The following is a 20,132-nucleotide window of genomic DNA, read 5'->3' on the forward strand; positions in this document are numbered from 1 at the left end:
CGCGGACCGGGCCGAAGTCCGGTCCGCGTAGCGATGTCCGCACCAGTTCAGTACATGCCGGCGTTGGCCGGACCCGGCCCCGTGGATGCGGCCGGCCCCACATTGCGTGGTTTTCCGACCTCGTCCACCTCGTCCAGCATGCCCTCCCCCTCAAGCAGGGCCCGCACCTCGGATTCCCGAAACCGGCGATGCCCGCCTGGAGTCCGGATGCTTCCTATCCGGCCGGCCGCCGCCCATCTCGTCACAGTTTTCGGGTCTACCCGAAACAGCGCGGCGACCTCACCCGGTGTCAGCAGGCGATCTCCAGTGTCCACAGCCCCCTCCTCGCGTCGACGAAGCCCCCGGCTGAACACACTGCCCCCGGCTGGTGCGTAGCCCAGAGCCGTCATGAGGGACGTATGGCAATTACAGCACCGGGGACATGACCTGTCCGCCCAAACGCGAAAAATGCACTGAGTGAGGAGTTAGTAATGGTACTTGTGCTACCTCCGCCGTGACCGGCGGATTGCCAACAGTGACTCACCACTCAGTCCAACGGATGCCGAAGCCGCCACGTTATGCCTCAACGGTTAGGGTCACTCTCTGTGGACGCCATCGACCTGAACCTCGTCGACCTGCTGCGCGGCAACGCTCGCCTCTCGTACGCCGAGCTGGCCCGACAGGTGGGCCTGTCGGCCCCGGCCGTGCACGAGCGGGTCGGCAAGTTGGAGAGCAGCGGCGTCGTTCGGGGCTACCGCGCGGACGTGGCCCCGGAGTCGATCGGGCTGGGTGTCACGGCGCTGATCGGCATCGTCGAGGACTCCGGTGCCGACACCGACGACATGCTCGAGTCGCTGCGGGTGCTGCCCGAGATCGAGTCCTGCTACTTCATGGCCGGCGTGGAGTCGTTCCTGCTCAAGGCCCGGGTCGGAACGATCGCCGAGCTGGAGCAGTTGATCGTGCGCTTGAACCGGACCCCCGGGGTGGCCTCCACCCGCACCGCCATCGCGCTCTCCACCAAGTGGGAGAACCGCCCGCAGCCGGTCGGCCCGCCCGCGACCTGACCGACGCGTACCCCTGGTGTCGCCCGGTCGGCCGGCGGTAGCGTGCGCCGATGACCCCGCCGGGACGTCGCGTGGCCGTGGTGACCGGCGCTGCCGGAGGGCTCGGTCACGCCATTGCCAGCGCGCTGCACGCCGACGGCTGGTCGGTGCTGTCCACCGACCTCGACCCGACAGCGGTGGCCGCCGCCGCAGCGCCCCTCGGCGGTTGGTCGGCGGCCCTCGACGTCCGGGACGAGGGTGCCTGCGCCGCCGTCGCCGCGAGCGCGGCCGCCCGGGGCGATCTCGCCCTCTGGGTCAACAACGCCGGCGTCCTGACCACCGGGCCGTCCTGGGAGCACGACGGGCCGACCCGCCGCCGGATGTTCGACGTCAACGCCCTCGGTGCCATGAACGGCACCCTCGCCGCGCTGGCCGTGATGCGTGGGCAGGGCCACGGCCACGTGCTCAACGTCGTCTCGCTGGCCGGGCTGATCGCCGCGCCCGGCGAGACGGTGTACGCGGCCAGCAAGCACGCCCTGCTGGCGTTCAGCCTCGGCACGCTGTCGGATCTGCGGATCGCCGGCTACCGCCGGGTGCACGTCTCCTGCCTCTGCCCGGACGGCATCTGGACCCCGATGCTGCACGACCGGCTCGACGACCCCACCGCGGTGGCCTCGTTCACCGGGTCGATGTTGACCGCGCAGCGGGTCGCCGCCCGGGCGGTCCGGTTGGCCCACCGACCACGCCCGGTGGTCAGTCTGCCTCGCTGGCGGGGTGCGCAGGTGCGCCTGCTGGACGCCCTGCCCCGGCTGGCCCTCGCGCTGACCCCGCTGGTCCAGGCCGTCGGCCGCGCCGGTCAGCGCCGCCAACACCGCCGGAGCATGCCGCCGGACCGCCGCTGACCACCCCCGGGCCTGCTTGCTAGGTTTCCGGCGTGACTCATCTCGACCGGTGTGACGAGGCCAGCCGAGCCTGGGTGACGGAGGCGATCGCCGCCGTCGAGGCGGACGCGAACCGCTCGGCCGACACCCACCTGCTGCCCTTCCCGTTGCCCCGGTCCTGGGGGATCGACCTCTACCTCAAGGACGAGTCGTCGCATCCCACCGGCTCGCTGAAGCACCGGCTGGCCCGCTCGCTGTTCCTCTACGGGCTCTGCAACGGCTGGATCGGACCGCGCACCACGATCGTCGAGGCGTCCTCGGGCTCGACGGCGGTCTCCGAGGCGTACTTCGCCCGGATGCTCGGGCTGCCCTTCATCGCGGTGATGCCGGCCTCCACCTCGCCCGAGAAGGTCGCGCAGATCGAGTTCCAGGGTGGGCGGTGTCACCTGGTGGACGACCCCGCCAGCGTGGTGGTCGAGGCCCGGTGGCTGGCCGAGGACTCCGCTGGGCACTTCATGGACCAGTTCACCTACGCCGAGCGGGCGACCGACTGGCGGGGGAACAACAACATCGCCGAGTCGATCTACGCCCAGCTCGAACTGGAACGGCACCCTATTCCCGCCTGGGTCGTGGTGGGTGCCGGCACCGGCGGCACCAGCGCGACGATCGGCAGGTACGCCCGGTACCGCCGCCTCGCCACCAAACTCTGTGTGGTCGACCCGGAGAACTCGGCGTTCTACCCGGCCTGGCTGGCCGCCGACTGGTCGGTGCGGACCGGGAAGGGCTCCCGGATCGAGGGGATCGGCCGGCCCACCGTGGAGGCGTCGTTCCTGCCCTCTGTGGTGGACCGGATGGTCCAGGTGCCGGACGCGGCGTCACTGGCCGCCATGCGCGCCGGGTCGGCGCTGCTCGGCCGCAGGGTGGGCGGGTCCACCGGCACCAACCTGTGGGGCGCGTTCGGCCTGATCGCCGCGATGCTCGCCGAGGGCCGCACCGGCTCGGTGGTCACCCTGATCTGCGATCCGGGCGACCGGTATGCCGACACGTACTACGCCGACGACTGGGTGGCCGCCCAGGGTCTCGACCTGACCCCGCACCTGGCCACGATCGACCGCTTCCTGACCAGCGGGGTCTGGCCAGCCTGAACCGGTCAGCGGGGTCTGGCCCGTCCGAGCGCCGGTCAGCGGGGTCTGGCCAGCCTGAACCGGTCAGCGGGGGTCGATCCGCTCCGCCAGCCCGGGGTAGCGCACCACGTAGCCGCTGTCGTCCAGATCGATGTCGGCGGTGAAGGTGCCGCTGGCGAAGCGCACTCGACCCGGCCCGAGCCCGGTGTAGATCTGCTCGGCCGCCACCACCTCCAGACCGGGCAGCAGCACCCACGCGACGGTGATCCGGTGTGCCACGTCGGCCGGCTCGGCGGCCAGCCTGAGCCGGTGGACCGGCAGGGTGTTGAACAGCGGCGAACCGCTCAGGTCGACGTCGAGCGCGTCGGCCAGCCGGTCCGGGTCATCGGTGCCCGGCAGGCCGGCCCGAGGATGACCCGCCGTGACCAGGGCCCGGTCCAGGTCGCCCTGCTCGGCGGTGGTCACCCGCCATCGGTCCACCGCCCGCTCCAGGGTCACCCTGCGCATCCAGCCCAGCCCTTCGGCCTCGACCTCGACCCGGGCGGTGGACCAGTCCGGCGCGGTGGTCAGCTGGTAGCGGGCGGTCCAGGGGATCGGGTCCACCGCGAGCAGGGTGCCCCGGGCCGTCAACCCGCGGCTGTCGTCGAGGAGAACCTGCTCGCTGCCGGCGGTGTCGGTCCGGGACCAGAAGATTGACTGCGGCATGGTCGGCATGAGCCGGACGTTACGCGACCCGACCCATGTCGGCACGGCATGCGCGAACGCCGCCGCGGAGCAGGTGCTCCGCGACGGCGTTCAGTGGATCAATGGATCAGTGGGTACGCGCGGGCGGTCGTCCGCCGAAACCGCGCCGGTCGTCGCGCGGACGGTCCTCACGGGGACGGTCGTCGCGCGGACGGTCGTCCCGGCCACGGCTCTCCGGGCGGAAACCACCCCGAGTGTCGCGGTCGCCGAAGCGCCGCTCACCAGTCGGCCGGTCGCCCCGACCGTCCCGGTCGCCGAAGCGCCGCTCACCAGTCGGCCGGTCGCCCCGACCGTCCCGGTCACCGAAGCGCCGCTCGCCGGCCGGCCGGCCGTCCCGGTCGCCGAACTGCGGGCGGTCACCGAACCGGCGCTCGCCCTGCGGGCGGTCGCCGTAGCCCCGGGTGTCCCGATCGGCGTAACGCCGCTCGCCGAAACCTCGGTCGCCGGTGGGCCGGTCGCCGTAACGTCGCTCGCCCTGCGGGCGGTCGCTGTGCTGGCGGTCGCCCTGGGGGCGGTCGCTGTGCTGGCGGTCGCCGTATCGACGGTCGCCCTGGGAGCGGTCGCCGTACTGGCGGTCGCCCTGGGGGCGGTCGCTGAAACGCCGCTCGCCGGCCGGGCGGTCGCCGTAGCGACGCTCACCCTGGGGGCGGTCGCCGTACTGGCGGTCGCCCTGAGGTCGGTCGCCGTAGCGGCGCTCACCGGTCGGCCGGTCGCCGTAGCGCCGCTCCCCGCCCGTGCGGTCGCCGAAGCGGCGCGGGCCGCCGGATCGGTCGTCGAACCGACGCGAGCCGCCGGAGCGGTCGCCGTAGCCGCGCGGCTCCGCCTCCACGCGAACCGGGACACCGCTGGGCTCCCGGGCGCCGACCAGCTCGACCAGAGCCTGGTCGCCGACCCGGACCCGGGTCTCGGCCGGCGCGACGCCGGCCTTCTCCATCATCGCCAGGGTGGTGCGGCGCTGCTTCGGCAGCACCAGCGTGGCGACAGCACCCGACTCGCCGGCCCGGGCGGTGCGCCCGGCCCGGTGCAGGTAGTCCTTGGGATCCTTCGGAGGGTCGACGTGCAGCACCAGGGTGACCCCGTCGACGTGGATGCCCCGAGCCGCCACGTCCGTGGCGACCAGCACGTTCATCCGGCCTTCGCGGAACTCCGCGAGGGTCTTGGTGCGCATCCGCTGGGTCTTGCCGCCGTGCAGCCCACCGGCGCGGACCCCGACTGCGGCGAGCTGCTCGACCAGCCGGTCCACCCCGAGCTGCGTACGGGCGAAGACCATGGTCCGGCCGTCCCGAGCCGCGATCGAGGCCGCCACCGGGAACTTCTCGTGCGGCGGGATCAACAGCATGTGGTGGTCCATGGTGGACACCGAGGCGGTGGACGGCGCCGTGGAGTGGGTCACCGGGTCGGTCATGAACCGCTTGACCAACGCGTCGACGTCACCGTCCAGGGTGGCCGAGAAGAGCAGCCGCTGACCGTTCGCGGGCGTCTTCGCCAGCAACTCGGTCACCTCGGGCAGGAAGCCCATGTCGGCCATCTGGTCCGCCTCGTCGAGCACGGTGACCTCGACGTCGTCGAGCTGGCAGATGCCCCGCTCGATGAGATCGCCGAGCCGGCCGGGGGTGGCCACGATGATCTCCACGCCGCGCCGCAGCGCGTCGATCTGACGGTCGTACGGCACACCGCCGACGGCGGTCTTCAGGAACACGTTGAGCGCCTTGCCCAGCGGCAACAGAGCGTCGTTGACCTGCATGGCCAACTCCCTGGTCGGGACCAGGACGAGGGCGCGCGGACGCATCGGGCGGGCCGGCTTGGCGGCGGCGACCCGGGCCAGCAGTGGCAGACCGAACGCGAGCGTCTTGCCTGAGCCGGTCTGCCCACGGCCCAGCACGTCCCGGCCGGCGAGGGCGTCCGGAACGGTGGCCCGCTGGATCTCGAACGGGGTGGTGATGCCCTGCCGCGCCAATGCGCGGACCAACGGCTCGGGGAGGCCGAGGGCGGCGAAGTCGATGGCCTCGGCGGCGTCGGCCGCCGGGGTCGGGTCGAAAACGGACGTGACGGTGCTGGAGTCAGCAGAGGTGGTCAACAAAAACCTTTCGAGCGGGGCGCATCTTCGCGATGGCCTGCCGCGGCTGTGCCGCCGGATCGCCCGCAAGATCGCCCAGGGGCGCGCATCACGCGCGCCGGGTCAGTGATCTAAGCCAGTGTACGGCGGTCCGGCGAACCCGCCAGCCGGTTGCCCGACCGTAGTGGGCGGACTCACCATCGCGTCCCCTCGGCGGCTCACCCGTTGAGCACGCCGCCGACGAGACCGTCCAGCGCGTCCCCGGCGAGCAGGACGATCATGACGCTGATCGCGACCAGCAGCCCCAGAGCGGCGACCAGAACGATCACCGCCCGTGTGTTGCGGGAGCGCTCGGCCGGGGTGTCCGCCCAGCCCTGGGCCAGGATGTGCCCGCTCAGCGAGCCGGAGGTCTCCACCGCGTTGGTGGGCATCGCGATCGTGGTGAAACCAGCCCCCTCACCGCTGCCGTAGACGGTGCCGGCCAGGTCGGAGCCACTGCCGCGCCGCCCACCACGAGCACCGGCCGTACCCGGGCTGGAGCTGCCGGCCGGCCTGTCGGTCGGCCCGGTGGTCCGGGAGTCGCCGGTGCCGCTTCCCGTCGACGGGGGAGCGCCGACGCTGGACGGCGGCCAACTCGGCAGCGCGGGTGCGGGCACCACCGGTGGCGCGGCGGCGGGCGTCTCGGTCCACCCGCCGCCCGACGTCGAGCGGGTCGTCTCGGCGGCAGGCCACCCTGCTGGTGGCCCGGAGACCGATGCGGTGGCGCGTACGCCGGGCGTGTCGGTCATGGCCGGCGGAGGTGGGAACGGTGGTGCGGGCATCGGGCCGGGCGGACCTGGTGGGGCGGGCACCGGCGGTGCGGGTGGCGGAACGGGCGGGCCCGGGACGGGCGGCGCCGGCGGACCCGGGACGGGCGGCACCGGCGAGGGCGGCGGTACGGGTGGACCCGGAACGGGCGGGACCGGGCCGGGCGGTGGCGTGGGTCGCGGCGGTGGCGTCGGCATCGGGCCGGGTGGGTACGGCCCCGGCGTCGGCGCGGGTTCCGGCTCGGGTGGTGCCGGCTGGGTGGGCCCGGGCCCGGGTGGCGTGGGTGCCGGCTCCGGCTCCGGAGTCGACGGCTCCGGCGGCTGGGCCGGCCGCGGCGGTTGCGCCGGCTCCGGAGGCTCGGGACTCACCGGCCCGGCTCCGTAGACGGTTGGCGTGCTGCCTCGGGTGTCCGGCGTGCCGATCGCACCGGCTGTGACCCGGCTGCTGCTGGGAACGGTGGCGCTGGCCCGGGCCGGCGCGGTCGAGTCGTTGCGCTGCCCGGGCACCGGAACGTCGGCCGAGCCGGTCGCGCGGTAGGTGGTCGCGGTGACCGGAGCGCTGGCCGGCAGGTCGCTGCGGGAGGCACCGGCGGTCGCGACGCTGGCGCGAGCCCGTACCGGCGCGGCGGGCTGCCCCAGGTGGGCACCAACCGGCGTTGGCTGGCCGGCGGGCACAGCCGGCGTCGCCTGGCCGGCGGGCACAGCCGGCGTCGCCTGGCCGGCGGCTTCGGCGGGCGTCGCCTGCGCAGTGGCCACGGCCGGTGTTGCCTGCCCGGCCGCCACGGCGGGAGCGTCGGCGTCGGCAACGGGAGCGTCCGTGTCGACGGGGGCAGCGTCGGTGTCGGCGGGGGCAGCGTCGGTGTCGGCGGCGACACCGGTGTCGGCGGAGTCGCTGTCGGGGAACGGGACCGCGGTGTCGTCGGGCGCGGACTGGGCTGTGCCGCTGCTGACCGGGTCAGCGGGCGGGGCCACTGGTTCGGCGTCGGTGGACGACGGCGGGCCGGACACCGGGTCGGCGGTGCCGAGCCCTGGCGGGTCGGCGCGGTCGACCACGGGGTCGACAGTCTCCGCCGGATCTCTCTGCTCGGCCATCTCCGCCCTCCGCGCCATGCTCGCACCCGGACCCGTGACGTCGAGCCGGATGTGCCTGGTTGTCACCGTGCCACAGATCTCCCCGAGCGGACAGCCGGAGCGGGTCGTGGCGGATCAACCAGCGGTGCTGGCGCTGCCCGACGGGCTGCCGCCGCCCGTCGCGCTCGTGGTTGCCTTCGGCGTGGTCGGCGGCGACGTGCTGTTCGGTGCGCTGGTGGGCGCCGAGGGCAGCGTGGTCGGCGTGCTGCTCGGGGTGGTGGTCTTGGTCGGCGTCGGGGTCGGCGTCGGGGTGGCGGACTTCGTGGGCGTCGGCGTCGGCGTGGGCGTCGCGCTGCCGGTCGGCGTCGGGGTCGGGGTGGCGGACTTCGTCGGCGTCGGCGTCGGGGTCGCGGACTTCGTGGGCGTCGGGGTCGGGGTGGGCGTCGAGACCGGCGGAGTCGGTACGGAGACGATCGGTGCCGGCACCGCGCCGATCACCCGGGTCGCCGCGTACAGCCGGGTCCAGCGGACGACCGAGATCTTGACGACGTCGCCGGTGGTGGGTGCCTGCACCATCTTGCCGTTGCCGATGTACATGCCGACGTGGTGGATCGTCGTCCAACTGCTGCCGGAGGCGAAGAAGAGCAGGTCGCCGGGGAGTAGCGCGCTCTGCGGCACTGTCCGGCTCCGGGTGGCGGCGTACTGGTCGCGGGCGACCCGGGGCAGGTCGAAGTAGTCGGCGCCGCGAGACCGGTACGCCGCCCACATCAGACCGGAGCAGTCGAACTGGTCCGGCCCCTCCTCGGACCACTTGTAGGGGTCACCGAGCTGGGCGAGCGCGTACCGGACCGCAGCCAGTGCCCGTGGGTGCGCGGCCATGCCGCTGATGCTCTGGTTGGCGACGTAGCCGGTGCCGTACTGCTGCTCGGCGGCCTCCTGCTGGCGTTCGATCTCGATCAGTTGGGCGGAGTTGTCGCGGCGCAACTTGAGCAGGCTCGCCTCGGCGGTGCGCAGCGCCGCCTCGCCCGTGGTGAACTCCGCGTCGGCGGCGGCGAGCAGGTTCTTTGCTTCGGTGTGCTTCTGGTACGCCTGCTGCTCACCGGCACGGGCTCGGGACAGCCCGCCGGCCACGCCGGTGGTGCCGCCGTCGACCTTCTCGCCTCGGGTGATCTGCTGGAGGCGGCTCAGCTCCCGGATGTCCTGGGCGACGTCGCCGGGCGGCAGCGCGGCGGCTGCCTTGACGGCGTCGGCCGCGGCCACGTCGGCCTTCTGCTGGGCCCGGAGCAGGGCGTCCTGCGCGCTCGCGAGCACCTTGCCGGCGGATTCCACCTGGGCTTTCGCGTCGGACTGCTTCTGTTTGATCTTCAGGAGCGCTTCGCCGAGTGTGCCGACCTGGGCTTCGCCGGCATAGATCTGTGCGGCCAGCGGACCGGTGCCGATGGTGCCCACCGGCGGTGCCGGGACGCCGGCGACGGGTGGGCCGCCGGGCAGTTGGACCGCGCCGATCGCTGGCGGTCGGTCACCGGTGTCCGGCACCGTCGTGGGCAGTCCAGGCTCGGCGTACGCGGGGGTGGCCAGCACAGCGGCGGCGATCGCGCCGAGCAGGGCGGCCCAGAGCTTCGGACGCAGCACCGGCGAGATCACCGGGCTCCGTCGTCGCTGCCGTCGACCAGGCCCGCTGTAGGTCATGCTGCTCCCCGTCCCGCTACTCCTCGCCGCGCACGGTGGGCGCGACCGTCGGGACGGTACCAGTGTGTGTGTTCCGCCCCACCTTGTTACTACCGCACCTCGCCACTCATGTCGATGCGTGGCCTGGTTACGGGAGGCTGAGAGTTCGGTGAAGTGGGTCGCTGCCGGCGACCGTGCCGCCGGGACCGTCGGCCCCGCGACGTACGCTCGATCCGGACCGTAGGTGGAAGGGACGTGCCATGGACGCCGGACTCAAGCGTGAGCTCGAAGCGAAGGTGTACGCCGGTGAGCGGCTGACCCGGGAGGACGGGGTCGCCCTCTACGAGAGCGACGACCTGACCTGGTTGGGACGGCTGGCGCACCACAAGCGCACCGAGCTGAACGGTGAGCGGGTGATGTTCAACGTCAATCGGCACCTCAATCTGACCAACGTCTGCTCGGCGTCCTGTGCGTACTGCTCGTTCCAGCGCAAGCCGGGCGAGAAGGACGCGTACACGATGCGCATCGACGAGGCGGTCCGCAAGGCCAAGGAGATGGAGGACGAGCAGCTCACCGAGCTGCACATCGTCAACGGTCTGCACCCGACGCTGCCCTGGCGTTACTACCCCAAGGTGCTGCGCGAGCTGAAGGCGGCGCTGCCGAACGTCAAGCTCAAGTGCTTCACGGCGACCGAGGTGCAGTGGTTCGAGAAGATCAGCGGCCTGAGCGCCGACGAGATCCTCGACGAGCTGATGGACGCCGGGCTGGAGTCGCTGACCGGCGGTGGCGCGGAGATCTTCGACTGGGAGGTCCGGCAGCACATCGTCGACCACGCCTGCCACTGGGAGGACTGGTCGCGCATCCACGCCCTGGCGCACCGCAAGGGCATGAAGACCCCGGCGACCATGCTGTACGGCCACATCGAGGAGCCTCGGCACCGGGTCGACCACGTGCTGCGGCTGCGGGAGCTGCAGGACGAGACCGGCGGCTTCGCGGTCTTCATTCCGCTGCGCTACCAGCACGACTTCGTCGACTCGGCGGACGGCAAGATCCGTAACCGGATCCAGGCGCGCACCACGATGGCGTCGCCGGCCGAGTCGCTGAAGACGTTCGCCGTCTCCCGGCTGCTCTTCGACAACGTGCCGCACCTGAAGAACTTCTGGGTGATGCACGGGCTGTCGGTTGCCCAGCTCTCGCTCAACTTCGGCGTGGACGACCTGGACGGCTCGGTCGTCGAATACAAGATCACCCACGACGCCGACTCGTACGGCACCCCGAACACCATGCACCGCGAGGACCTGCTGCACCTGATCTGGGACGCCGGTTTCCAGCCGGTCGAGCGGGACACCCGCTACAACGTGGTCCGGGAGTACGACAAGGCCCCCTCGCTGGCGCAGCGGCGCGCCGAGCCGCAGCAGGTCTGGGCCTGAGTCACCACGTACCCTCGCAGTCGATGACCGAGCAGAGCAGGTCCGAGCAGCGGGGCGGTCCCGAGCAGCAGAGCGGGTTTCCCCGCCGGGACGCCGAAGGGCGTGTCCGTACCCTGGGCGATCTGCTCGGGGTGTGCCTGGCCGGAGTCGTCATCGGCGCGTTGGCGTTGGTGTTGTTCGACTGGGCGTTCGCCTCGGTCGGTGCCGGTGACTTCGGGCACACCAATGGCTGGCTGGCGGTGATCCTGCCGGCGTGGCTGTTCTGGGACGACTTCCGGGCCTGGGAGTTCGGCGCGGCCCGGGTGCTGGCGGCGGTCGTCGCGGCGGCCGTGGGCGTGTTCGTCGGGCTGCTGATCGCCGGGTTGGGTGCGGGGATGCCACCGCTGCTCTCCGGCGCGTTGGCGGCGGCGGCGTTCACCGTGGCGTACGCGGTGGTCTGGTTCCCGGGCGTCCGCTGGCTGGCCCGCCGGACCGGTTGACCGCTACCGCCCACCGGGCGGATCGACAGTTCCGCCGGCATCGGCGGGCGACGGAGAGAACGGAGTGGTGCGGGTGAGCGCCGCGCTCAAGTACACGCTGGGCCGGATCGGGCTGTTCGTCGCCGTGCTGGCGGGCCTCTGGCTGATCGACATGAACGTGTTCCTGAAGCTGATGTTGGCGTTGGTCTTCTCCGCCGCGCTCTCCTTCTTCCTGCTGCGCGGCTGGCGGGACGAGATGGCCGGCGAGATGGCCGACGCGACCGAGCGCCGCCGCGCGGAGAAGGAACGCCTCCGCTCGGCCCTGGCCGGCGAAGACCAAACCCCCGCCGACCCACCCACCCCACCCACCCCACCCACCGACCCCCAGCGTTGACCATGAAGTTATTGCCACGACACGCCGAGTGGTCGGGCAATAACTTCATGATCAACGGACCTGGCTCAGCCTTGGGTGGCCTTGCCGGGGTGGGTTACCAGTTGGTGGAGCCTTGGACCTTGGGCCAGGGCTTGGAGAGCGGCTTGATCAGGTACGCGATGCCGCCGGAGCCGCCGGAGGTGCCCCCGCTGGCGTTGGTGCGCTTGGTCCGCAGCCAGATCTGTTCGAACTGCGCGCGCTTGTAGACGTTGCGCACCACGTCGTTGCTGGACGAGGCGGGGTCGTTGACGATCACGTCGCCGTCGGCGGTGAAGCCGACCACCACGAAGAGGTGCCCGGAGGTGCCGTAGTTCGCGCCGTCCAACTCGCTGGCGAGGAAGGATTGACTGGTGACCACGGGGATGCCGGCGGCGATGAAACGCTCCAGTTCGTCCAGCGAGTGCAGTCGGGTCACCCGACCCTCCAGCCCGGGAAAGCTGGCCGCGTACGCGGTGTTGAACGGCCAGTTGCCGGCGCCGTCGTACGCGTAGTCGTAGGTCATCCGGGCCGCGTGGTTGACCGTCGGGTCGGGATAGGTCGGGTCCACCCAGGAGGTGTCGGCCGCTGACGGTTTGCGGCCCCAGTACTCGACCACCATCTCCGTGGAGGTGGGTGAGCACCACGCCTCGCCGCCGCCGTCGTACTCGGGGTAGTGCCCGGCGTGCACGTTCTGCGAGTAGCGCGGCACCGGCAGCTCCCGGCCCCAGGCGATGTGCCCGGCGCTCGGCGGCACGGTGAACCGGTCCGGCACGGTGGAGCTCATCGCGCCCAGCATCCGGACCACCGGGGCGGCGCTCTGCCCGGGTGCGCGGTAGAGGGTCAGCTTGAGCTGGTACGACCGCAGCAGCACCCCGGCGGTGGCGTCGTCGATGCTGAAGGTGTCGGTCCAGATCGTCGACCAGGGATCGCCCTGCCGCTCGACGCTGGTCCGCTTGATGTCGGTGTCGCCGGATGCCCAGCGACCCAGGACGTACCACGGGGTCTGGTCACCGCTGGTGTAGCTGCCCTGCATCTCCACCTGGATCCAGGTGCCGGTGGGGGTTTCCGCGTTCCACGAGGCGATCAGCTCGGTGGCGTCGAACCCGATCCGGGTCACCGGTGAGGTCCAGGTGCCGTACTCCCAGGTGCGGGTGGCGCCGGTGTGCGGGTCGGCGTACTCGGTAGTGCCGGCTGAGCGGGCCAGGGTGAGGCCCGCTCGGGCACCGGGCAGCACGCGGGTGCCGGACCGGTGGCCCCGGTGCCAGTCGGCGGGCCCGGACCAGTCCTGGAAGGTGATCTGCTCGTCGTGTCCGACGGCGGGCGGGCGGGCCGCCGTCGCGGGCGCGGCGGTGGCGAGCAGGGTGAGCGCGGTGACGCCGGCGAGGGCGGCCGCGTGCAGGCGGGATCTGGCCATGGGTGCTCCGCGGTGTCGAGAGGGGCATCGTCGCTGGTCAGTTTTCCGCTTGGAGAGAAGTTTCGCCATACGTTGATGGGAAGAAAATCATTGCCGCCGTGATGATCCGCCTGGGATGCATAAGGCAGCGATCGATATTGATATGACCATGTGGCAGGTGGTGAAGTGTCCTTCACCGAGCGGGATCTCCCGCCCTCTGAGGAGGTAGTCCATGGCCCTCCGCCCACCTCACCCTCTCCGTCGCGTCCTGATGCTCGCCGTCGTCGTCGGGCTCGGGATCGCCGCCGTCGCCACCGCGCCAGTCGCCGCTCAGCCGGCACCCGACCGGGCCGCCGAACCGGTCGCCGCCGGCTACCGGGTCCTCGGGCCCCGCACCTTCGCCGACCGCGACGCGGTGGCCCGCACCGGCGCCGCCATCGACTACTCCGAGCACGGCGTGCTGCACATCTCGGCGACCGCCGGCGAGGCCGCCAAGATCACCAAGCTCGGCTTCCGGCTGGAGCCGCTCGCCCCGCCGCCCAACGCCGAGCGCGGTGCCGGCGAGGTCGGCACGCTGGCCTTCCCGCCCGCCGACTCCAACTACCACGACTACGCGGAGTTGACCGCCGTCGTGAACCAGGTCGTCGCCGACCATCCGGCGATCGCCCGCAAGATCAGCATTGGCACGTCGTACGAGGGCCGCGACCTGATGGCGGTGAAGATCTCCGACAACGTCGGCACCGACGAGAGTGAGCCGGAGATCCTGTTCAACTCCCAACAGCACGCCCGCGAGCACCTGACCGTCGAGATGGCCATCTACCTGCTCAACCTCTTCACCGACAGCTACGGCAGCGACTCCCGGATCACCAACATCGTCAACAGCCGGGAGATCTGGATCGTGCCGTCGGTCAACCCGGACGGCAGCGAGTACGACATCGCCACCGGCTCGTACCGGTCCTGGCGCAAGAACCGGCAGCCCAACAGCGGCTCGTCCAACGTGGGCACCGACCTGAACCGCAACTGGTCCTACCAGTGGGGCTGCTGCGGCGGCTCGTCCGGCAGCACCTCGTCGGAGACCTACCGCGGCCCGTCGGCCTTCTCCGCACCGGAGACGCAGGCGCTGCGCAACTTCGTCAACAGCCGGGTCGTCGGTGGCGCCCAGCAGATCAAGGCGAACATCGACTTCCACACGTACTCGCAGCTGGTGCTCTGGCCCTTCGGCTACACCACCGCGAACAACCCGTCCGGGATGAGCGCGGACCAGTACAACACCTTCGCCACCATCGGCCAGCAGATGGCGGCCACCAACAGCTACACGCCGGAGCAGTCCAGCGACCTCTACGTCGCCGACGGCACCAGCATCGACTGGATGTGGGCCACCCACGGCATCTGGGCGTACACCTTCGAGATGTACCCCGGCTCGTCCGGCGGCGGTGGCTTCTACCCGCCGGACGAGGTGATCCCCGCGCAGACCTCGCGCAACCGGGAGGCGGTGTTGATGCTCAGCGAGTACGCCGACTGCCCGTACCGGGCGATCGGTAAGCAGGCGCAGTACTGCGGCGGTGGTGGTGGCACCACGGTCTGGTCGGACACCTTCGAGACGGCCACCGGCTGGACCATCAACCCGTCCGGCACCGACACCGCCACCCTCGGCGCATTCGAACGGGGTGCCGCCCAGGCGACCACGTCCTCCGGAGCCAAGCAGCTCACCCCGTACGCCGGATCGAACGACCTGGTCACCGGCCGGCTCGCCGGTTCGGGGGCCGGTGACTACGACGTCGACGGCGGAGTGACCAGCGCCCGGTCCCCGGCGGTGACGCTGCCGTCGTCCGGGACGCTGACGCTCTCGCTGGCCTGGTACCTGGCACACGGCTCGAACGCCTCGTCGGCGGACTACCTGCGGGTGAGCGTGGTGCACAACGGCGGCACCACCGCGCTGCTCACCCAGGCCGGCGCGGCAACGAACCGCAACGGGAGCTGGGCGGTGGCCAACCTCAACCTCAGCCCGTACGCCGGCCAGTCGGTGCGCATCCTGGTGGAGGCGGCGGACGCCTCCGGCGCCAGCCTGGTGGAGGCGGCTGTGGACAACGTCACCATCACGTCCTCCTGATCGGGTGGGGCTCCGCTCCGCCCGGCGGGGCCCCACCACCCGCTCCCGGACCCCTCTTTCAGCGTCGATCTAGGGCATATCGTCGTGATGTGAGATTGACCCACGACGATGTGCCCTAGATCGACGGGGGTGGTCCGGGCGGTGCGCTACCGTCTTAGCGACCAGTCCGCAGCGAAGCCGGTGCGAAACCCGGCGCTGTCCCGCAACTGTGATGCCCCACCCCGGTGGGGATGAGCCAGGTCGCCTACGGATCGGTCGCGATACGCGCTCTCGAGGAAGGGCGCCTCGTGGGCGGGCGTACGAAAGTCCCTGTCGGCGAAGCACCACACTCCTCGACCGACAGGAGGCCCCCATGAACAGACGTACCCCTCGGCTCTTCGCCGCGACCCTCGCGGTCGCCGCGCTCGCCCTCGGCGCCTGCGCCGAGAAGACCGACGACAAGCCGGCCGCCGGTACTGCGGCCGCCAACTACCCGGTCACGGTGGGCTCGCTCACCCTCGACAAGCGTCCCGAGAAGATCGTTGTGCTGTCGCCAACCGCCACCGAGATGCTCTTCGCGATCGGTGCCGGCCCGCAGGTGACCGCCGTCGACGACCAGTCGAACTACCCGGCCGACGCGCCCAAGACCGACCTCTCCGCGTACCAGCCGAACGCCGAGGCGATCGCCGGTAAGAACCCCGACCTGGTGGTGCTCTCCGACGACCGCAACAAGGTCGTCGACCAGCTCACCAAGCTGAAGATCCCGGTGTACCAGACCCCGGCGGCGGTCACGCTCGACGACTCGTACCGGCAGATCACCGAGCTGGGCACGCTGACCGGGCACGCCGACCAGGCCACCGACGTGGTGACCCGGATGAAGGACGACATCGCCAAGCTGGTCAAGAACCTGCCGCAGCGCGCCGAGAAGCTCACCTACTTCCACGAGCTGGGCCCGGAGCTGTACAGCGCCACCAGCAAGACCTTCATCGGCTCGCTCTACAGCCAGGTCGGGCTGACCAACATCGCCGACCCGGCGGACGCGGACGGCAAGAACGGCGGCTACCCGCAGCTGTCCCAGGAGTTCATCGTCAAGGCCGACCCGGACTTCGTCTTCCTGGCCGACTCCAAGTGCTGCCAGCAGAACGCCGACGCGGTCAAGGCCCGCAGCGGCTGGGCCGGGCTCACCGCGGTCAAGAACAACCAGGTGGTCGCGCTGGACGACGACATCGCCTCCCGCTGGGGCCCGCGCGTCGTCGACCTTCTCCGGGTCATCATCGACGCGGTCGCCAAGGTGCCCGCGTGACCCGGACCCGTCACTGACCGGGGCACCGATGACCGCCCCGACACCCGCGACACCGCCGGCCGGGGCGTCACCCTCGTCCCGGTCCGGCGTGTTGCCCTCCGGTGATTCCAGGCCCGGCGCACTGCCGCGCGAGAGGCCCCGGCCCGCCGGGATGCGCAAGCGTTGGCTGGTCGCCGGGGTGTTCGCGGTGCTCGTCGCGCTCGTCGCCGGTGTGTCGCTCGGCCCGGTCAGCCTGCCCGCCGGCAGCGTCGCCGCCGAGCTGCTCAACCTGATCCCGGGCGTCCGCCTCGACAGCGGGCTGTCCGAGCGGGAGATCGCGATCGTCACCGAGTTGCGACTGCCCCGGGTCGTACTGGCCCTGCTCGTCGGCGGCCTGCTCGCCCTCGCCGGCGGCTGCTACCAGGGCGTGTTCCGCAACCCGCTCGCCGACCCGTACCTCCTGGGAGTGGCTGCCGGTGCCGGCCTCGCGGTCACGGCGGTGATCGCCCTCGGCGGCGCCGGCCGGGAGGGCGCGATCTCCGGGCTGCCGATGACCATCCCGTTGGCCGCGTTCGCCGGTTCGCTGCTCGCCGTGGCGATGACCTACGTTCTCGGCGCGGGCGGAGGGCGCAGCAACTCACCGGCGATGCTGATCCTGGCCGGGGTGGCGGTCTCCGCGTTCCTCTCCGCCGGGCAGACGTACCTGCTGCAGAAGCACGCCGACAGCATCCAGCCGGTCTACTCCTGGCTACTCGGTCGGCTCGCCACCGCCGGCTGGCACGACGTGCTGCTGGTGCTGCCGTACGCCGCGCTGACCACGGTGGTGGTGCTGCTGCACCGCCGCGAGCTGGACGTCCTGGCGGTGGGCGACGACGAGGCGAAGAGTCTGGGCCTGCACCCGCAGCGCACCCGTTACCTGTTGATCGCCGCCGCCTCCCTGGGTACCGCGGCGGCGGTCTCCGCGACCGGCCTGATCGGTTTCGTCGGCATCATCGTGCCGCACACCGTCCGGCTGCTCGCCGGGTCGAGCTACCGGGTGATCCTGCCGCTGTCACTGCTGTTCGGCGGAGCGTTCCTGGCCCTGACCGACGTGGTGGCCCGCACCGCCGCCGCTCCGACCGAGGTGCCGATCGGAGTGGTGACCGCCCTGCTGGGCGGCCCGTTCTTCGTGATCGTGCTGCGTACCGCCCGGCGGGTGCTCACGTGAGCCGTGAGCCCGCTGCCGGCCCGTCCGTTGCCGGACCACCCCCTGCTGGCTCGCCCGCCGCGGATTCGTCGGTCGCCGGTTCGTCCGACGGCGTGCCGGCCGTCGAGGTGCGTGGGTTGCACGTCCACCTCGGCGGCACGCCGATCCTGGCCGGCGTCGACCTCACCGTCGCCGTGGGCGAATGGGTCACCGTGATCGGCCCGAACGGCGCCGGTAAGTCGACCCTGTTGCGCGCCGTCGGTGGCCTGCTGCCCGCGCCGGACGCGATCACCCTCTTCGGTACGCCGAGCACGGCGCTGCGCCGCCGGGACCGCGCCCGGGTGGTGGCCACGGTGGCACAGTCCCCGGTGGTGCCGCCCGGCATGTCGGTGCTGGACTACGTGCTGCTCGGTCGCACCCCGTACATCCCGACGTTGGGCCGGGAGTCGACCGCCGACCTCGACGCCGTGCACGAGGTGCTCGGGCGGCTGGACCTCACCGCCTTCCACCGTCGCGAGCTGGCCACCCTCTCCGGCGGCGAGCGGCAGCGGGTGTTCCTCGCCCGGGCGCTCGCCCAGGGCGCGACACTGCTGCTGCTCGACGAGCCGACCAGCGCACTCGACATCGGTCACCAGCAGGAGGTGCTGGAACTCGTCGACCAGCTACGCCGTGAGCACGGCCTGACCGTCCTCGCCACGATGCACGACCTCTCCGTGGCCGGCGAGTACGCCGACCGGATGGTGATGCTCGCCAGCGGCCAGGTGGTGGCCGCCGGGACTCCCTCCGAGGTGCTGACCGAACACCTGCTCGCCACCCACTACCGGGCCAGCGTCCGGGTGGTCCCCGGCGCGCACGGCCCCCTGGTGGTTCCCGTCCGGCCCGGCCCCCGCGGGGCTCGTGGGTCAGGGGCCGAGGTCGATGACGGAGAAGAGGGCGCCCTGGGGGTCGCGTAGGGCGGCGAACCGGCCTGCCGGGATGTCGCGGGGCGGGACCAGGATCGTGCCGCCCAGCTCGGAGGCGCGGGCCGCGGCGGCGTCCGCGTCGGTCACCGCGAAGTACACCGTCCAGTACGCGGGCAGGTCGGCCGGGAAGTCGTCGGCCAGCGGCGGCATCATTCCGGCGACGATCTGTGTCCCGAGCCGCCAGCCGGTGTAGGTCATGGGACCCACCGCCTGGTCGTCCGGTTGCCAGCCGAACACCAGCTCGTAGAAGACCTTCGCGCCCTCCGGGTCGGGGGTGACAAGTTCGTTCCAGCTCATCGCGCCCGGCACGTTGAACACTTCGGCACCGCTCATCGTCAGCGGCTGCCAGACGCTGAAGGTGGCGCCGGCCGGGTCGGCGAAGACGGCCATCCAGCCTCGGTCGAAGACCTCGAACGGCGGCACGACGACCTGCCCGCCGGCCCGTTCGACCCGTCCGGCGACCAGCTGCGCGTCGTCGGTCGCGACGTACGTCGACCAGATCGGCACCTGGTCGGGGATCGCTGGCGGCCCGGCTCCGGCGACCGGCTTGCCGTCGAGCAGGAAGACCGTGTAACCGCCCGCCTCGGGCTCCGGCGTCACCCGGCCGGTCCAACCGAACAGCTCCGGGTAGAAGCGTCGCGCGTCGCCCAGGTCCGGGGTGGCCAGGTCGGCCCAGCAGGGCGTACCCGGCGGGACGGTGCTCACGTCAAGACCCCTCTCGGCCGGGGGCGACCATTGCGGCCCCCTGCCGGAATCCTGGCACCGTCCCGCCGCAGCCCGGGGCGGAAACGGACGAATCGTCAGCTGAACCGGCGACCCTCGTCCCGTCGGTACGCCCAGCCGGCCAGCGCGGCGAGCAGCACCACCCAGACGCCGAGCATGATCAGCGCCAGCGGTTGGACGCGGTAGTCGCCGACCGCCGCCCACATCAGCTCTGCCGCGCCCCGGGTGGGCAGGAACGGGGCGATCGTCTCGATGAACCCGGGCGCGTCGCCCGGCGCGGAGAGCAGCCCGCCGCCGAACGCGAGCGGCAGGAAGACGACCTGCGCGACGACGATCGCCGCCTTGCTCGGCAGCGAGTAGCCGATGGCCAGGCCCATCAGCGTGAACGGCACCGAGATCACGGCCACGGTCCCGATGGCCAGTAGAAACGCCGCCGGGGTGGCCTCGGCCGCGGTCAGTGTCGCGCCGATCACGACGACCGGGATCAGCGAGAGGTACGTCAGCGCCAGGCCGGCCAGCACGCGGCCGGCGAAGCGGGGTGCCGGCCCGGCCGGCAGGGTCCGGGTGTACGGGTTCCAGGGTTGGTCGCGGTCCTCGGCGACACCGACGCCGTACTGGAAGATGTTGGCGCTCATCACCGAGAAGGTGACCATCGACGCGGTGGCGAGGGTGGCGCCGACCGAGTCGTCGCCGGCGAACGGCACCACGAAGAAGATCATGGCGGCGGCCGGGAAGAAGGCGCTCCCGAAGACCGCCACCGGAATCCGGATGATCTCCAGGAGTTGGTATCGGGCGTGGACCAGGGCGAGCTGCACGGCGGCCTCC

18 protein-coding genes are annotated in these 20,132 nt (G+C 71.9%); 10 read left to right on the forward strand and 8 right to left on the reverse strand.

All coding sequences use genetic code 11. From position 1 onward, the window contains the following. Positions 1 to 47: 47 nt before the first annotated feature. Positions 48 to 314, reverse strand: a complete 267-nt coding sequence (locus O7614_RS02975) for a BldC family transcriptional regulator (RefSeq protein WP_007454516.1) — start codon at positions 312 to 314, stop codon at positions 48 to 50. Between the two features lie 270 nt (positions 315 to 584). Here O7614_RS02975 and O7614_RS02980 point away from each other — a divergent pair, with 270 nt between their 5' ends. The 3 genes from O7614_RS02980 to O7614_RS02990 are packed head-to-tail and all read left to right on the forward strand — an operon-like array spanning position 585 to position 3,048. After that, positions 585 to 1,043, forward strand: a complete 459-nt coding sequence (locus tag O7614_RS02980) for an Lrp/AsnC family transcriptional regulator (protein ID WP_088986799.1) — start codon at positions 585 to 587, stop codon at positions 1,041 to 1,043. Between the two features lie 50 nt (positions 1,044 to 1,093). Beyond that, positions 1,094 to 1,924, forward strand: coding sequence for an SDR family NAD(P)-dependent oxidoreductase (locus O7614_RS02985; RefSeq protein ID WP_278136960.1), 831 nt, complete (start codon positions 1,094 to 1,096; stop codon positions 1,922 to 1,924). Between the two features lie 32 nt (positions 1,925 to 1,956). Continuing rightward, a complete protein-coding gene (locus tag O7614_RS02990) occupies positions 1,957 to 3,048 on the forward strand; it encodes a PLP-dependent cysteine synthase family protein (RefSeq protein WP_278136961.1) in 1,092 nt (363 codons plus the stop codon). Positions 3,049 to 3,111: 63 nt separating this feature from the next. Here the strand turns inward: O7614_RS02990 and O7614_RS02995 are convergent, their stop codons facing one another. The 4 genes from O7614_RS02995 to O7614_RS03010 all read right to left on the reverse strand — a co-directional run bounded on the left by O7614_RS02995 (position 3,112) and on the right by O7614_RS03010 (position 9,393). Further along, positions 3,112 to 3,732, reverse strand: a complete 621-nt coding sequence (locus O7614_RS02995) for a putative glycolipid-binding domain-containing protein (protein WP_278142130.1) — start codon at positions 3,730 to 3,732, stop codon at positions 3,112 to 3,114. 106 nt (positions 3,733 to 3,838) lie between these two features. Further along, positions 3,839 to 5,848 carry a DEAD/DEAH box helicase gene (locus O7614_RS03000; RefSeq protein ID WP_278136962.1) on the reverse strand — a complete coding sequence of 670 codons (2,010 nt, stop codon included), beginning with the start codon at positions 5,846 to 5,848 and terminating at the stop codon, positions 3,839 to 3,841. A gap of 197 nt (positions 5,849 to 6,045) precedes the next feature. Beyond that, entirely contained in the window at positions 6,046 to 7,725 is a 1,680-nt protein-coding gene (locus tag O7614_RS03005; RefSeq protein WP_278136963.1) for a hypothetical protein, read from the reverse strand. Positions 7,726 to 7,839: 114 nt separating this feature from the next. Next, entirely contained in the window at positions 7,840 to 9,393 is a 1,554-nt protein-coding gene (locus O7614_RS03010) for a C40 family peptidase (protein WP_278136964.1), read from the reverse strand. Between the two features lie 239 nt (positions 9,394 to 9,632). Here O7614_RS03010 and mqnE point away from each other — a divergent pair, with 239 nt between their 5' ends. From mqnE to O7614_RS03025, 3 genes are all read left to right on the forward strand, one after another. Further along, positions 9,633 to 10,802: an aminofutalosine synthase MqnE gene (gene mqnE, locus O7614_RS03015; protein ID WP_278136965.1), complete on the forward strand. Its 1,170-nt coding sequence runs from the start codon at positions 9,633 to 9,635 to the stop codon at positions 10,800 to 10,802. A 23-nt stretch (positions 10,803 to 10,825) separates the two neighbouring features. Further along, on the forward strand, positions 10,826 to 11,281 hold the full coding sequence (locus O7614_RS03020; RefSeq protein WP_278136966.1) for a hypothetical protein: 456 nt from the start codon (positions 10,826 to 10,828) through the stop codon (positions 11,279 to 11,281). A gap of 73 nt (positions 11,282 to 11,354) precedes the next feature. Beyond that, positions 11,355 to 11,654, forward strand: coding sequence for a DUF4229 domain-containing protein (locus O7614_RS03025; protein WP_278136967.1), 300 nt, complete (start codon positions 11,355 to 11,357; stop codon positions 11,652 to 11,654). A gap of 94 nt (positions 11,655 to 11,748) precedes the next feature. Here the strand turns inward: O7614_RS03025 and O7614_RS03030 are convergent, their stop codons facing one another. After that, positions 11,749 to 13,086 (reverse strand): C39 family peptidase, encoded by a 1,338-nt coding sequence (locus tag O7614_RS03030; protein WP_278136968.1) that lies wholly within the window; start codon positions 13,084 to 13,086, stop codon positions 11,749 to 11,751. 211 nt (positions 13,087 to 13,297) lie between these two features. On the opposite strand from O7614_RS03030, the gene O7614_RS03035 reads away from it, so the two are divergent. The 4 genes from O7614_RS03035 to O7614_RS03050 all read left to right on the forward strand — a co-directional run bounded on the left by O7614_RS03035 (position 13,298) and on the right by O7614_RS03050 (position 18,575). Further along, positions 13,298 to 15,175 (forward strand): M14 family zinc carboxypeptidase, encoded by a 1,878-nt coding sequence (locus tag O7614_RS03035; RefSeq protein ID WP_278136969.1) that lies wholly within the window; start codon positions 13,298 to 13,300, stop codon positions 15,173 to 15,175. A 352-nt stretch (positions 15,176 to 15,527) separates the two neighbouring features. Then, on the forward strand, positions 15,528 to 16,457 hold the full coding sequence (locus O7614_RS03040) for an ABC transporter substrate-binding protein (protein ID WP_278136970.1): 930 nt from the start codon (positions 15,528 to 15,530) through the stop codon (positions 16,455 to 16,457). Between the two features lie 151 nt (positions 16,458 to 16,608). Beyond that, positions 16,609 to 17,643, forward strand: coding sequence for an iron ABC transporter permease (locus O7614_RS03045; protein ID WP_278136971.1), 1,035 nt, complete (start codon positions 16,609 to 16,611; stop codon positions 17,641 to 17,643). Between the two features lie 92 nt (positions 17,644 to 17,735). Continuing rightward, positions 17,736 to 18,575 carry an ABC transporter ATP-binding protein gene (locus O7614_RS03050; RefSeq protein WP_278142131.1) on the forward strand — a complete coding sequence of 280 codons (840 nt, stop codon included), beginning with the start codon at positions 17,736 to 17,738 and terminating at the stop codon, positions 18,573 to 18,575. Here the strand turns inward: O7614_RS03050 and O7614_RS03055 are convergent. Next, the gene (locus tag O7614_RS03055; RefSeq protein ID WP_278136972.1) at positions 18,525 to 19,289 is read right to left on the reverse strand and encodes a VOC family protein; all 765 of its coding nucleotides are present in this window, start codon (positions 19,287 to 19,289) and stop codon (positions 18,525 to 18,527) included. The two genes, O7614_RS03050 and O7614_RS03055, sit on opposite strands and share 51 nt — an antisense overlap. 95 nt (positions 19,290 to 19,384) lie before the next feature. Beyond that, complete coding sequence (locus tag O7614_RS03060) at positions 19,385 to 20,122, reverse strand: ABC transporter permease (RefSeq protein ID WP_278136973.1); 738 nt, start codon at positions 20,120 to 20,122, stop codon at positions 19,385 to 19,387. Positions 20,123 to 20,132: the final 10 nt, after the last annotated feature.

This window comes from Micromonospora sp. WMMD961 (genome assembly GCF_029626145.1).
In the GTDB taxonomy this organism is placed as follows: domain Bacteria; phylum Actinomycetota; class Actinomycetes; order Mycobacteriales; family Micromonosporaceae; genus Micromonospora.